The organism is Lysinibacillus sp. PWR01 (genome assembly GCF_043359455.1).
Taxonomy (GTDB): Bacteria; Bacillota; Bacilli; order Bacillales_A; family Planococcaceae; genus Lysinibacillus; species Lysinibacillus fusiformis_F.
On record NZ_JBHERJ010000021.1, the window covers coordinates 72,459 to 86,716 of the forward strand.

At 36.4% G+C, this 14,258-nt stretch carries 14 protein-coding genes and 1 other annotated feature; of the genes, 9 read left to right on the forward strand and 5 right to left on the reverse strand.

The window, feature by feature from the left end; genetic code table 11:
- Window positions 1-5 precede the first annotated feature (5 nt).
- Genes ACEVFT_RS02685 through ACEVFT_RS02695 form a run of 3 tightly spaced genes read left to right on the forward strand, consistent with a single transcriptional unit; the run spans window position 6 to window position 2,111 of the window.
- Window positions 6-1,067, forward strand: coding sequence for an ABC transporter substrate-binding protein (locus ACEVFT_RS02685; protein WP_393948005.1), 1,062 nt, complete (start codon window positions 6-8; stop codon window positions 1,065-1,067).
- The gene (locus tag ACEVFT_RS02690; RefSeq protein WP_393948006.1) at window positions 1,057-1,812 is read left to right on the forward strand and encodes an ABC transporter permease; all 756 of its coding nucleotides are present in this window, start codon (window positions 1,057-1,059) and stop codon (window positions 1,810-1,812) included. Before ACEVFT_RS02685 ends, ACEVFT_RS02690 begins: the two co-directional genes overlap by 11 nt.
- Window positions 1,813-1,814: 2 nt before the next feature.
- On the forward strand, window positions 1,815-2,111 hold the full coding sequence (locus ACEVFT_RS02695; protein ID WP_342442282.1) for an AraC family ligand binding domain-containing protein: 297 nt from the start codon (window positions 1,815-1,817) through the stop codon (window positions 2,109-2,111).
- A 50-nt stretch (window positions 2,112-2,161) separates the two neighbouring features.
- On the opposite strand, the gene ACEVFT_RS02700 is transcribed toward ACEVFT_RS02695, so the two are convergent.
- Window positions 2,162-2,953, reverse strand: coding sequence for a methyltransferase domain-containing protein (locus ACEVFT_RS02700; protein WP_393948007.1), 792 nt, complete (start codon window positions 2,951-2,953; stop codon window positions 2,162-2,164).
- 102 nt (window positions 2,954-3,055) lie between these two features.
- On the opposite strand from ACEVFT_RS02700, the gene ACEVFT_RS02705 reads away from it, so the two are divergent.
- The 4 genes from ACEVFT_RS02705 (at window position 3,056) to ACEVFT_RS02720 (ending at window position 6,791) form a co-directional block, all read left to right on the forward strand.
- Window positions 3,056-3,724 (forward strand): Crp/Fnr family transcriptional regulator, encoded by a 669-nt coding sequence (locus ACEVFT_RS02705; protein WP_393948008.1) that lies wholly within the window; start codon window positions 3,056-3,058, stop codon window positions 3,722-3,724.
- A 321-nt stretch (window positions 3,725-4,045) separates the two neighbouring features.
- Complete coding sequence (locus tag ACEVFT_RS02710) at window positions 4,046-4,474, forward strand: helical membrane plugin domain-containing protein (protein ID WP_205446557.1); 429 nt, start codon at window positions 4,046-4,048, stop codon at window positions 4,472-4,474.
- A gap of 45 nt (window positions 4,475-4,519) precedes the next feature.
- Complete coding sequence (locus tag ACEVFT_RS02715; protein WP_393948010.1) at window positions 4,520-5,704, forward strand: NAD(P)/FAD-dependent oxidoreductase; 1,185 nt, start codon at window positions 4,520-4,522, stop codon at window positions 5,702-5,704.
- Between the two features lie 127 nt (window positions 5,705-5,831).
- Window positions 5,832-6,791 (forward strand): methyl-accepting chemotaxis protein, encoded by a 960-nt coding sequence (locus ACEVFT_RS02720; RefSeq protein ID WP_393948012.1) that lies wholly within the window; start codon window positions 5,832-5,834, stop codon window positions 6,789-6,791.
- A 378-nt stretch (window positions 6,792-7,169) separates the two neighbouring features.
- On the opposite strand, the gene ACEVFT_RS02725 is transcribed toward ACEVFT_RS02720, so the two are convergent.
- A complete protein-coding gene (locus ACEVFT_RS02725) occupies window positions 7,170-8,774 on the reverse strand; it encodes a M20/M25/M40 family metallo-hydrolase (protein WP_205446560.1) in 1,605 nt (534 codons plus the stop codon).
- Window positions 8,775-9,211: 437 nt separating this feature from the next.
- Here ACEVFT_RS02725 and ACEVFT_RS02730 point away from each other — a divergent pair, with 437 nt between their 5' ends.
- Complete coding sequence (locus ACEVFT_RS02730; RefSeq protein ID WP_342442288.1) at window positions 9,212-9,940, forward strand: IclR family transcriptional regulator; 729 nt, start codon at window positions 9,212-9,214, stop codon at window positions 9,938-9,940.
- 97 nt (window positions 9,941-10,037) lie between these two features.
- Here ACEVFT_RS02730 and ACEVFT_RS02735 read toward each other — a convergent pair whose 3' ends face one another.
- Complete coding sequence (locus ACEVFT_RS02735; protein ID WP_393948015.1) at window positions 10,038-11,282, reverse strand: MFS transporter; 1,245 nt, start codon at window positions 11,280-11,282, stop codon at window positions 10,038-10,040.
- Between the two features lie 66 nt (window positions 11,283-11,348).
- Window positions 11,349-11,612, reverse strand: a binding site (T-box leader).
- 52 nt (window positions 11,613-11,664) lie between these two features.
- Window positions 11,665-12,288, reverse strand: a complete 624-nt coding sequence (locus tag ACEVFT_RS02740; RefSeq protein WP_393948016.1) for a hypothetical protein — start codon at window positions 12,286-12,288, stop codon at window positions 11,665-11,667.
- Between the two features lie 64 nt (window positions 12,289-12,352).
- Here ACEVFT_RS02740 and ACEVFT_RS02745 point away from each other — a divergent pair, with 64 nt between their 5' ends.
- Window positions 12,353-13,321, forward strand: a complete 969-nt coding sequence (locus ACEVFT_RS02745) for a quinone oxidoreductase family protein (protein ID WP_393948017.1) — start codon at window positions 12,353-12,355, stop codon at window positions 13,319-13,321.
- Window positions 13,322-13,371: 50 nt separating this feature from the next.
- Here the strand turns inward: ACEVFT_RS02745 and ACEVFT_RS02750 are convergent, their stop codons facing one another.
- Window positions 13,372-14,178 carry an EcsC family protein gene (locus ACEVFT_RS02750; RefSeq protein ID WP_393948018.1) on the reverse strand — a complete coding sequence of 269 codons (807 nt, stop codon included), beginning with the start codon at window positions 14,176-14,178 and terminating at the stop codon, window positions 13,372-13,374.
- Window positions 14,179-14,258 lie beyond the last annotated feature (80 nt).

A 14,258-nucleotide genomic window follows, 5' to 3' on the forward strand; every position in this document is an offset into this window, starting at 1 on the left:
ATACCATGAAAAAATGGCCTATATTTAGCCTTTTACTATTATGTCTTACAGTGATTTTAGTCGCTTGTGGCAATAAAGAAGAAACAAAGCAAAATCAAGAACCAGAGAAAAGTGAACAAGCTACTGCTGACCAATCAAATGTATCTGAAGTAGCAAAGGCAAAAAAAATGACTATTCAAGCACCAGCAGGTATTTCCATTGCCGCACCACTCTATAAAATGATTGATGACGAATCATTATTAGAAGGTGCAGAGGATGTTGAGTTTCTAACTTGGAATACGCCTGATGAATTACGTGCACGTATCAGTGGAGGTCAGGTGCAAGTATCTGCCGTCCCAACCTATGTAGGGGCTAACCTTTATAATAAAGGTGTAGACATTCAATTAGTGAATACACTGATTTGGGGGATTTTATATTTCATTGGTCCAGAAGGTGAAGCAATATCATGGGAAGATTTAAAAGGTAAAACAGTTCATGTACCATTTAAAGGAGATATGCCAGCATTAGTATTTCAATACTTATTACAAAAAAACGGGCTTGATATAGAAAAAGATTTAACAGTGGAATATACAGCGACACCTCAGGAGGTTGTCCAGTTATTAGCAGCAGGCAAAGCACAGTATGCTGTATTACCAGAGCATACCGCTTCACTTGTTATTGCGAAAGCGAAGAAAGAGGGAATCGCCCTACAAAAATCCATGAGCCTGCAAGAAGAGTGGGCAGCAGCAACAGGAAAGGCTCCACGTATTCCACAAGCAGGAATTGTTGTTGATAAGGCATTGATTCAAGAGCACCCAGAAACTGTAGCATTGCTGCAAGAAAAAATAGAGGAATCTATTCAATTTTTAAAAGATGACCCTGAAGCTGCTGGCGAGCTATTAGCATCATATCAGGAAGGGCTTGATCCAACTTTTATTGCAGGATTATTACCCTATTTAAATATCGAATTTGTCACTGCGCAAGAAGCCAAGGAAGAGCTTGAGTTTTTCTTTGAACAACTAGCTTCACTATCGCCAGATATTATTGGTGGGCAATTACCGGATGATGATTTCTATTATGAACCGTAAAAAAAGCTTGATTATTCAAATGAGCACTTGCAGTGGCATCGTGCTCATTTGGACACTATTATCTTTAAAGTTTCCGAGCATTTTAATACCCTCCCCATATGAAACACTAACAGCACTATGGCACATTACAGTTAGTGGGGAGTTGCTTCATCAACTTTATTTAACAATGGTTCGTATGTTAGTAGGTTTAATAATAGGGATGTCGTTGGCCATTCTATCAGGTTTATTGGCTGGTAGATTTGCAGTTATCTACGAAATGTTCCGCCCCATTATTGCCTTTTTATTAGGTATTCCACCTATTATTTTGGTCGTGGTTGCAATGGTTTGGTTTGGTACTAATTCAATCATACCAATTTTTGTCGTAAGTATTTTAGTGTTTCCGACTTTTTACATGAATATTGCAAATGGTTATCGTCAAATAGATATTCAACTCTTACAAATGGCAACGGTCTATAAAAAATCGACGTGGCAAACATTACGCTTCATCATTTTACCAAGCCTAATGGTGCCATTTTTTACAGCCTGTTCGTTGGCAGCAGGAGGTGCAGTAAGAATTACCATTATGGCTGAATTATTAGGAACAAGCAGTGGTATTGGTGCTGCTTTAACCATGGCACGTATCAATATAAACACGGATAAAGTATTCGCTTGGACATTGATAAGTGTGTTAGTAATTTTAGCAATTGATAGCTTTATCTTAAACCCATTAAAAGCAAGAATGATGAAATGGAATATGGAGGAATGACAATGGCAATTATACCAATTCAAGCAATGTTAGAAGAAAAGGCAAAACATATTGGTAAATTAGGGCGTATCGATGGTGCAGATATTTTGAACATTCAATTGCGTGCAGGTGAAGAAATTCCTGAGCATCATACAGACAATGAAGTTCTAATTATTGTTCAATTTGGTGAAGTTCGCTTTCTTGTTGAAGGTATAGAGGAAATTTTAACACAAGATACTATTCTAACCTTAAAACCATCTGAAAAGCATAGCTTAGAAGCAATTACAGACGTTCGTGTTATTGTAATTAAATTAAATTAAAGAAAAGCTCCTATTCAATATGGAGCTTTTTATATGCTTATTCTAAAGAACTATAATCCATGTTGCGGCAGACGTGCAACGATGGAGATGCCTTGCAGATTCTGGTTATGCTTCATAAACGTTTTACGCATAAACAATACACGCTTCCGAGCTTGCGAATTAGTTGCTACATTTTTTAGGATTTTTAGGACGCCAAATAACCCCTCATCTTCAATTAAGCGTTTCGGATAGAGGAGGTGCATAGGTGCCGTTTCAACATGCTCTATAACAAAACCATGTTGCCTTAAAGCATCCTCCCATTCCTCCATTGTTAGTGGTAGTGCATTGACCTTAATAGCATTGACTAGATCTTTGCGAATATTCTCACGTTGATTACTAGCGATAGTAGAAGGGGTCAAACACATCTCATGGATGGCATATGTGCCACCAGGCTTTAATATTCTTTTTGCCTCACTAATAATGGCATTTTTTTGTTTAGCAGATTGCATGGTCAACATGGCTTCCCCATATACAACAGTTGCACAAGTATTTGGTAAACCAGTTTGCTCAGCATTACCAATAATACAACGTTGAGTTTCCCTATTTAAATAACTTCTTACTTTTGTAGCAGCTTCCTCATCACGTTCAATCGCTATATAGGTAGGATTTTTTTCCAAGGTCATTTTTGCGGTAATACCAAGCCCAGGCGCAAACTCTACAACATAGTCTTGTTCTGTAATGGCTAGATGCTTAAGCATTTGTCGTGTCATTTGAATGCCACCAGGGCGAAGTACTGTTTTTCCCAAGTTTGCGAGCAGCCAATGTCCTGGCATTTTTTCATAATTTAAGGTATGTTTTTTCATTTATAAAATCCTCCTTTAGTTGAAAATGATTATTATTCTCATTATTATATAGGTAATGTATTAATTGATAATGTGATCTAAATCAAATTTGGGGGTATATGAATGGTCTGTCAAAAACAATATTGCTTCTCAAAGGTACCGATATTTCAAAATCTAAAAGGGCATGAAATGGAGGGAATTTCACGTATTATAACGCATCATCATTTTGATAAGGGAGAAATTATATTACTTGCAGGTGATCGTAAGAAAAAATTATTTATCGTAAGACATGGACGAGCAAAAGTTTCTCATATATCTGCAGATGGTCGGGAGTATGTCATGAGAATATTAGAAGCAGGGGAATTTTTTGGTGATGTTACCTTGTTTAATGATGAACCACAAAAATCGACAGTAGAGGCACTGGAAAAAACAGAAATTTGCTCGCTTGATGGTGAGGAACTTATGAAGATATTAGCGGGTACACCTATTACCTTGTTTCATATGCTTGCCCAGCTTTCTGCACGTTTAGAGGAGACAGAAAATCACTTGAGTGAAGCTATTTCTAAAGAGGTGAGTGAAAGACTTGCTGCCTTTATTTTAAAATCAGCTACTTTGGCCAAGAGTGACACATTTCTATTGACACTAACAAAAAAAGATTTAGCTTCCTTATTGAATACTACAAGAGAAACTTTAAGTCGTCGTTTATCTGTATTCCAAAAAGAAGGGTATATAGAGATGACAGGAAAAAGAATTATCATTAAAAATTATGATGCTTTGGAAAATTTATTATAGCAAGACAGTTAATAGTTAATAAAATCAATGAATTTTGAAAAGATTGTCGAAATTGTGATATAGCTCATTGAAATAATGTACAAACAGTCTTATAATGAAGGTTGTAATGTCACCAAGACAAGATAAGGATGGTATTATGATGCGCTTTTTGCGATTTAAAGTAAACATTGTAATAACAAGTCATACGAATCGCTATCCAGCCCTTGTGACTGGTGATTGTGTAAGATATACGCTGTAACGACTGTTAAGTTTTACCTTAATGGTCTTTTTTACATGTAAGCAATAAAAAATAGTACTAGTGATGGCAAAGGAGAGTTCAAAATGTCAGAAACGAATAACCAAACACAGGCTGAACAAGTAACTGTGAGTAAAGAGCAATTAGATGTACTAGATCAATTATTAAAGCCTGAAGTTCAAGAGTCACTTACAACTTTAGTTGAGCAATTACCGAAGTTAACTGAAATGATGACATTATTAACGAAATCATACGAGTTTGCTCAAGCTGTTGCAACAGATGAAGTGCTTAAAAACGATACTGTTGGAGCAGTAACAGAAATGGCTGGTCCTGTAGTTGGCTCTGCGAAAAACCTTGCAGCAACTGCAATTGAAGCGAAAGACCGTGCATCTGAAAGCCATGAAGTAATTGGCTTATTCGGTCTTGTGAAAATGTTAAAAGACCCTCAAGTTCAAAATGTTTTCCGTTTTGTTAATGCTTTCTTACAAGTAAGCTCAGAACGTAAAGCTAAATAAGACTCAAGGTAAATTCAATTCGTAAGGACGGAGGATTAATTAATCATGTCAAAAGAAATCGTCATCTTAGGTGCAGGTTACGCTGGCGTTTTAACTGCATTAACAGCACGTAAGTATCTATCAGCTGATGAAGCAAAAATTACTGTAGTAAACCAATTCCCAACACACCAAATTATCACTGAGCTTCACCGTTTAGCAGGTGGTACAATTGCAGAAGGTGCTGTTGCATTACCACTTAAAAAAATCTTTAAAGGTTTAGATATCGACCTACACATTGCAAAAGTATCAAAATTCAATGTGGATAATAAAAAAGTTGATCTAGATAATGGCTATACATTAACTTACGATACACTTGTAGTATCTTTAGGTAGCCAAACTGGGTTCTTTGGTATCCCAGGATTAGAAGAAAACTCTATGGTTCTTAAATCAGTAAATGATGCCAATAAAATTAACAAACATATTGAAGACCGCATTAAAGCATATGCACAATCTAAAGATGAAGCAGATGCAACAATCGTTATTGGCGGTGGCGGTTTAACAGGTGTTGAGCTTGTTGGTGAAATCGTGGACAACTTCCCGAAAATCGCTGCAAAACACGGTGTTAATTTTGCTGATCTTAAAATTAAACTTGTTGAAGCTGGTCCAAAAATCTTGCCAGTGCTTCCGGATACACTTATCCAACGTGCTACTGAAAGCTTAGCAAAACGTGGTGTAGAATTTATTACAGGTACACCAGTAACAGGTGTTGACGGCAACGTTATTTCTTTAAAAGATCGTGAACCAATTGTTGCAAATACACTTGTTTGGACAGGTGGGGTAGCTCCACTTCCAATCGTAGGCGAATCAGGTCTAGCAGCTGATCGTGGTAAAGCAACGATTAATGAATTCTTACAATCTACATCTCACGAAGATGTATTTGTTATTGGTGACGCATCTGTTGCACTACCAGCTGATGGAGGTCGTCCACTATACGCTCCAACAGCACAAGTTGCATGGCAAATGGGTGAATGTGCTGGTTATAATGTATTTGCACAATACAAAAACCAAGACATGCAATCATTCTCAGCTGTAAACTCTGGTACACTTGCAAGCTTAGGTCGTAAAGATGCTGTTGCTACAATAGGTGCGAGCAACACAGAGCTTAAAGGCCTTCCTGCAACATTAATGAAAGAAGCTTCTAATATTCGTTACCTAACACATATTAAAGCTTTATTCGGTTTAGCCTATTAAAAACATCACACTCACTACTATCACGATATGAAGCTGCTAGTAGTGAGTGTTTTTTTCTAAAAATGTATATTAATCACTTTAAATCCAGTAAAATAATTACATATTCAATATTCTATTTTCTGAGGTGATGGCTGTGTTAACAATGTTTCAATCAAAAAAAGTAGATATAGAGCAATTTAAGGCTAAAATTGATGAACTAAATGCAAAGCTGGACAAGAAAGATCATGAATTTCAAATTTTTTTAAATGAGTTACATAAGGATATCATTGAAACGATTGAACAACATAACAAGGTAAATGATCAGCATACTATTTTAGGAGAAATGGTCGCCGATATTGTAGGAGAGTTTAATAAAGTTGAGGATAGCACTATTCAATCCAATAAAATTTCTGAAAATGCGCTTGATAAAGGCAATTTATTAATTTCTTCCTCGGATCAAATGATGACGTTATCGGTTGAAAGCAAGCAGGCTGTCCAGGAGGTAGAACAGCTGATTGATGCGTTAGGAGAGCAGTCTCAAAAAACATCTTTAAGCATGAGTAATTTAAGTGAGCGCTCAAAGCAAATAGCAGAAATTGTAAATGTTATTGGAGAAATTTCAAATCAAACAAATTTACTAGCTTTGAATGCATCTATTGAGGCAGCAAGAGCTGGGGAGCATGGTAAGGGCTTTTCAGTTGTTGCTGAGGAAGTTCGCAAACTAGCTGAAAACACGAAAACTAGCACAGAAGATATTGCTAATTTAACAAAGAAAATTGAAGAACAAATTGGACTTGCTTACGAGGATAATAAAAATAACATGCAGCTTGTCACGGAAGGTATTGACAAAAGCGCTAAAACCTCAGTAAAAATTGATCAATTACTGCACATTATGACGAATGTTCAAACGGGAATTAATGAGCTATTAGCTTCAATCAAAGATCAAAAGCTATCAAACGAAGATGTTATGCATAAATTTAATACGACTACTGCCTTATTTGATGAAACAAATCGCGTACTAACAAGCCATATTGATGAATCAGAAATTGTGACGAAAAAATTATTAGAGGCAGTCGATCAAGTAAAACATTTCCCAACAGAAAGATAAATAATCTAACTTCATTCAATGGAAGTTTAAAAAAGCAAGAACCCTGCATAGCACCTCCTCAACTTCTTAGTGACTACTACAGGGTTCATTTAATTATTTCAAATCGCCAACTTCAGTCATTTCATTCCACAATTACATCTTTCATACCGCATCTTTCAAAGGCTCGAACACCAGTCGCGGTCTTCCACAAAACGTTCCTGCGATTAAACCTGTGCTAACGCTGACTCGATATAGGTAGCACCAGTCCTAAACAAAGATAAGCTATAGCATTACGCCATATAAAACCTCTTTCAATTCTGTTTTGTTCATCCTAGATTAGTAGGTAACAATTCAGATGGGAGGATGTGAAAGCAATTTTTGCATGAAGCTCCTCTTTACTTAAAATAAACTTTTAATCAATGTATCAATCATGACAGGCATTTCTTTAAACGCACTATCCACATGCAATCGTTCTGTTTTTTGATGGGCATCCTTACCAAATGGACCGACATTTAATACAGGACCTTGTAATGCCGCCATTTCTTTAAATGGAATATGATACGTATCGCCCCATACTGGTGTGTTCCGCTCAAATGCTAGCCATTCATTGGATGCATCTGAATAGTTGACATAGCTTAAATCACAAATTCCGTTAAAGTAGTGAATCTGCTCCACCTCAATATCGAATGTCCGAGCTGTTTGCTTCATTAATTCAATCGACTGTTTCACTAATGGATGATTGGATGAATTAATGGCTGGGTAGTAAGGTGGCGCATATAACAGAACTGTGGCAGGTGCTAATTCCTGACAGCGAATCATGAGCTGATCCACAATGCGAATGGATTTTTCACGATCATCCCATGCACTATGTTGCAGAACCTGCTGCTTAATCGCTTGTACTTCCTCAGCGCCTAATTTATCGATGGCGTGCTCCAATAATGCCTCGTAGCGTAAGACCTTTACTTTGCCCACACCCTGCACATTTTCTCGTGTACAAATGTCCTGATAGTGCGCATTGCAAGCAGCCATAGCCTGTAATGCAACTTCCTCAAAAATAGCCATCACTTCAGCCGCTGTCCGTTTTAACAAGAAGACATTGTAAAGTGCCGCCGCACGATATGGTGTTTGTGTAGAATACTCCATTTTTAAATCTTTTAATTGTAGAGAGACGGGTAGTGGCGTGCTTTCACCTAAATCTGTTTCACGGAAAAGCGGATTCCACTCCATATGCTGTGTCATATAGGAGGCGATAAAGGTAGCCGTCATCCCTTTTAATGGTTCACCCACATGTGTCTCTTTTCCATAGAACAAGGCAGCAGGCATGATTTTACCAATTGTGCCTGAATAAATATATTCATTCGTATCCGATGGCCCTTGTGAAAAGGAAGGCTCACTATTTAAAAATAATTGATAGGATAAACCATGCTGTTCACGCAGTCTCACCAGTTCCACAACAGCCGCTCTCATACCAGCAGAGTTGACTTCCTCATCAGGAACAGTTGTTAAAATCAAATTAATCGGCCATTGCTCAAAGCTTGCCTTTTCAATTAACTGCATGTGTAAGGCAAGACCCATTTTCATATCCATTGTGCCGCGACCAAATAAATAATTCCCTGACTCCAAATCAATGCGAGCTGCCTCTGGTAAGTCTTTTAGGTATTTAGGCTCCAGTAGCTTTTTCGTTAGTTCTTCCGGATAAAAGGCTAACGGCTCTAGTTCGCCATATTCCTCCGTATGTACGGTATCAAAGTGGCTAATTAATACAACCGTTTCCGTTGCCGTTGGATGCTTATAGAAGGCTGTAACCGCGTTTCTGCCAAGTCCTGCATCATGTAATTCAATCAATTCCGGATGTTTATCAAAATATGGAAGCGTTAACAATTTATCTTTTAAGCGAAAGGCAAATTCATTTTCACCCTTCGTTAATGTTCTGCTTTCCCAGCTCACAAGTTCACATAAGAGGGCACGTAGTTTTTCGGGTGTATCCCACATAAAAGTATTCATTATTTTTTCTCCTTTTATAGTAAAATGTTTTATTTTCAAGATGATATAAATAGAAAATTAGAAGGGAATTAAATATTTTTATTGTCATTTATTTTTCACTATATGAAATTAAATCTACATAGTGGAATATAAATTCATCGTAAATGGAAAACAACAAATTGTCAATTTTAATTTTTGTGAATACTCGTAATTTTCCTTACTAATTAAGTGGAACTATGTATATATTTCATGTAGCATCTATTTATATGCATAAAAATTAGTTAAAATAAAATGAAACTACATTCAAAAGTAGGGGCTACATGTAAAAATTTGAGGGTACATAAAAATTTGATAAGTTGCATGAATATTATTTTCATAATGATTCCACTTAGTGCTAACTGGATCTATAAAAACCTTAAGATAGTGATCATATGGGGAAATGAAAGGGAGTAATTGTAATGATTCAATCAATCGAAAGAGCTATGTTAGTTATAAATATACTGGCGAAGCATCCGAAACGTTTTTTTACTGTGCAGGAAATTTTTAATGAAACAGACTTGCCAACGAGCACAATTTACAGATTATTATATACATTAGAAAGTTTTGATTTAGTAGAGAGAAATGAGAATAAAAAGGAATTTCGACTGGGCTATACATGGTTGCAACTTGGCATGAAAATGTATCACGAGACGGATATTAGAGAAAAAGCGCATCCTCTGTTAGAAAACCTTGCATATAATGTTCGCGAAACAATCTATTTAAGTATCGCCAAACAGTTTGCATCCATTATTATTGATCGAATTGATAGTCCTAAAAATGTCCGTATTATTGATATGATTGGCGAAAAAATCCCTTATCCTATCGGAGCTCCTAATAAAGTGTTGCTTGCGTTTTCTAAAAGCGATGTACAGGAACAATTTTTGAAACAACTTGAGGAGCCAGAGAAAGAAAAATTGATTGAGAACCTCAATGGTGTGAGAGAAAAAGGCTTTGCCATAAGCATTGGAGAAAAAACAAAGGGGACAGTATCTATAGCAGCCCCTATATTTGATTCAAATAAACAAATAATTGCGGCCATTAGTGCAGAGTGCTTTGAATATGATACAGATGAGGAAAAATTAGAGAGTATAACACAGGAAGTCATTAAAACAGCACAGCAGCTATCCTATGAATTAGGGTATATATAATAATTTCTTCCTTAAATAAAAACCATCTAGTGTCAATATTATGTTGACGTTAGATGGTTAATTTTTTTCATGAAAAGGGGTTACTTTAGTTTTTCAATTATTGTTGCCTGCTATTCACAATCCTTTGATAATAGTGACCTTTCGTAGGTTTTACATTTAGCAATAGTAGAATAACAGCTACAACCAACATCATAAAGGATGCACTAACGACAACGGAGCGTATTGTTATCCATTCAGCAAAAATCCCAAAAATAGCAGTAAGTATAATAATAAAAAGGGCTTCAAAAAATCCATAAATACTTCCTATTCGACCCATGCTCTTAGAGGGGATATTATTTTGATAAAATGTATAAAATCCTGTATTCGCAAAGGCGGTTGCAAAGGATAAGACAAAGCAACCTAAAGCAGCTATAAAAAAAGAAAATGATGATGTAAATATTAAATAACCTAATGCTGTTATGAGAGATCCCATACCTATTAACCAAGAAGTTGGTATTTTTTCAACAATAACGGAATTAGTTAGCGAGCCAATTAATACACCCACTCCCGCAATACTGACTAAAATACCATATTCTCCTTCAGATAAAGCTAATATTTGTGTTGCAAAGGCAGCCTCTAAAGAATCAGTAGCTGTCATCAAGACAATAGTGATGCTAAACAATAAATAAATGACCATTACATAGGAATTTTTTAAGCTAAAGCGTATGACCATTTGCCAATCTTGAAGCAATACGCGATAAAGCGATGTTTTTTCGGTATTACGATCAAACTTTTCAAAGGCTTCAACATTGGGCATTTTGAACGTTATACAGGCTGATAGAAATAAAGCAATCGCGTTTAAATATATAGCCATATGAGGTGTTCCGACTGTAAATAGCAAGCCTGCAATAGCTGGTCCAGTTAGAAATGCACCAGAGTCGAGCAAGCTGCGTAATGAATTAAAACGTTTCCTTTGTTCGATAGGTATTAACTTAGTGATGTAAGTCATAGATGTTGGATGATACATAGAGCTAGCAACTGTAATGATAAAGACAAAGACATACATCCACACTAGGCTAGAAAAGAAGGGGAGTATGACAATGAGTATAGATTGAAAAATATTTAAAATAATCATTAGCTTTTTCTTATTAAAACGATCGATTAGGCTTCCTGACCAAAAATTAGTGAACAAGGATGAGATTGCTCTTACTATATACAAGCCAGAAACAGCCAGAGCAGATTGTGTAAGATTTAATACAAGAAGATTTAAGGCAATAAAATAGATCCATCCACCAATACTGGAAACACCAATACTACATAATAGAATGGCAGGATACCGCCAGTTCTCAAAAGATTTTTTCATATAAATTCCTCCTTAAGCAAAATGATGATTTGCAAAATAAAAAATCCCACCCCCAAGACGATTAGTCTTAGGGACGAGATTGTGGAATTTATATACTCACGTGGTGCCACCCTAGTTCACTATTATGTCACCATAATAGCCTTTCAGTACGGCATAGTGCCTATGCTTATACTGTAACTCTATAACGGGAGTTCCCGTCGCACCATCATTCAAACAAAATCCAATGCGCTACTCCGAGACTTGTTTCAATAATTCGTTCTTACTCGTTTTCAGCAATCCGAGCTCTCTGGGAAGAACAGCCTTATTTACTCTTCTCTTCAATGTATTTTTGCTAGTGTAGCATATGTACATGATTCTGGTAAATAGTACTATAAAAATATTACTAATAATTTTGTAAAAAGATTTTTAATTGTGTCATCAGCGATTGGCAGTGCTGTATGGATAAATCAACATTCAAAGGAATTTCAAGGGAGTGATCGAGGTCCTCAATAATAGCAAGCTGAAGAGTAGTAAGTTGCGCCAGTTTTTCCTGTGAATAATAAGGATCCGCAGTACCGATTGCCAAAAATGCATGTTTGTCTAATAGATTTGCCATTGTATGTTGAAGAGATAGTAATGGGGTGAAGAGAATATAACGAGCAGGAATAAAAGGAGTCTGCTGCATATAAAAGTCGATAATAGGCATAGTACCTAAAGATTTTCCTAGATAGACGACTTCTCTATAAGGTTTTGATTGCAAGCTGTTTTCTACAATAGGGTTGGCAACATGATAGACCATTTTTGATATGGCTTGTGAGTCCTGTTCGAATTGCTGCTGCTCAAACGTATAATTGATTTGAATGACATCATAGTCAAGTTCTAGCATTAATGCCGTAGAATAATAAAGTATAGGTTTATCATAGGTATAGCCTGTGCCAGAGAGCATAAAACATACCTTATCGCTTTTTCTATCAAAAAAGTTGTAGGATATACCGTTATACATGGCGTGCTTAGGTTTGATTTTCATGAAGATTCCTCCATTTATAGTAACAATAGTTTATAATTGTACTATAACAAAGGGGGAGAAATTTATGAAGGCTATTATTATCAATGAGTTTGGTGCACCTAATGTTTTAACATCTATTGATTGTCCAAAGCCTACTATTTCTGAGGGTGAAATCTTAATACGAACAACCTATACAAGCGTCAATTTTGCAGATATTAAAAACCGTACAGGTAATAAAGCTAAAGCAAAATTTCCGATGGTTCTTGGTTTAGATGTTGCAGGGGTGATAGAAGAAGTTTTTAATGATAACAGTGGCTTTCAAAAGGGTGACCAAGTTATCGCCTTCCCGAAAAACGGTGCTTATGCAGAATTTGTTGTAGCAAAGGAACAACTGGTTTTTAAAGTTCCTAGTGATGTACCAATCGAGAAGGTGGCAGCTGTACCAACTGTTTCATTTTTATCGTATATGTTAACACATCAAATAGCAGCAATTGGTCAGCAGGATGCCGTCTTAATTCATGCTGCTTCTGGTGGAGTCGGGACAATGCTTATCCAAATGGCAAAAAGGCTAGGAGCTAAACTGATTATTGGTACGGTGAGTAGTTTGGAGAAGGCCTCAATCGTTTATCAGCTCGGCGCAGATCACGTGCTTACATATGATCAATTCAGTACACATGTCAATGAACTAACAAAGGGTCGTGGCGTTGATATCGTGTATGATTCCATTGCAGAAGCTGTCACAGAGGAAAGTTTAACTTGTTTAGCACCTTATGGCACGCTTGTCCAATTCGGAAATAGTGGAGGCAGAGCAGGCAATATAAAAACATCAGATTTACACAGTAGCTGCCGCAATATAAAAGGATTTAGCTTAGGTACGACAAGAGCTTTGAAGCCAGAACTGTTACAGCAGGTTGCACAGGATATTTTTTCTTTGTTAAAAGATGATAGTTTCCAGGTGCCAATTGCTAAAATATTTCCCTTAGAGGAAATGCAAAAGGCCCATGAATTTATGGAAAGTCGCCAGCATCAAGGGAAAATACTTATTAAAATATAAAAATACAAAAAGATGACGCTCCAAAATGGGTGTCATCTTTTCAACGTCTATCAGCGATCTAGTTCAGTAAGCTTTTCATAAATACGTCTTTTTCGGTACAGCATCGTACCAGTTTCGGCTACATCCTGAATCATGCCTTTATTGGCATAGGCTCCAAAAACCATCCCTGCAATAGGAATCATTTGAAACAGCTTTTTCCAGCCTAGTTGATCTCGATACGTGTAAAATACTTCCTGCCATCCTTGAAGCTGAGAAATCATATTATCTGAAGCCTTTTTCGAGCTGTTCATAGTAGAAAGCTCCTGTAGGATTGCTTCTTTACCAACAATATCAGCAGAAGTAAATTGTAGACATTTTACAATAAAAATACGTTCCATTTTATCATTCGGATCATAGCCATGAATGATCGCTATTTCTTGCAATGTTTTGAGTGCAGTTCCTAAAATCATTGGAATATCAATAGCTAAAGTAAAGATGCCACCAAAGCCAGTAGAGGCTCCTTGTACAGTAGCAAATTTTACACGGTCATTTTGTAATTTATCACTGAGAGTGATCATGTCCTCTAAAGGAATCTGACCAATATCAGATATAGTTAAAATATGCTGTGTGGAAGAATAGTCACGGATTTTTTGTATCATGGCTTGTTCATTGATTAAATACTTTCCACCTGACTGAATATAATTGCCTAGTTCATCGACCAATAAAGCAATTTTATTTTGAAGAAAGGCGGGTGTCACTTTATCTAATAATTTAAATGGTATTCTCCCTAGTTTCTCCCAAAACCATAAATCCTTTTGATCTTTTTCCCACACTTGAATCTCTTGTAAATGCTGCTCTAATAACTCTCGGTTCTCCATGATTGTCTTATCCCCTTATGTGTCCATTTAACTTTAAATACGAAAAATACTATATAAAGTTTCGCTTTATTAAATGAGAT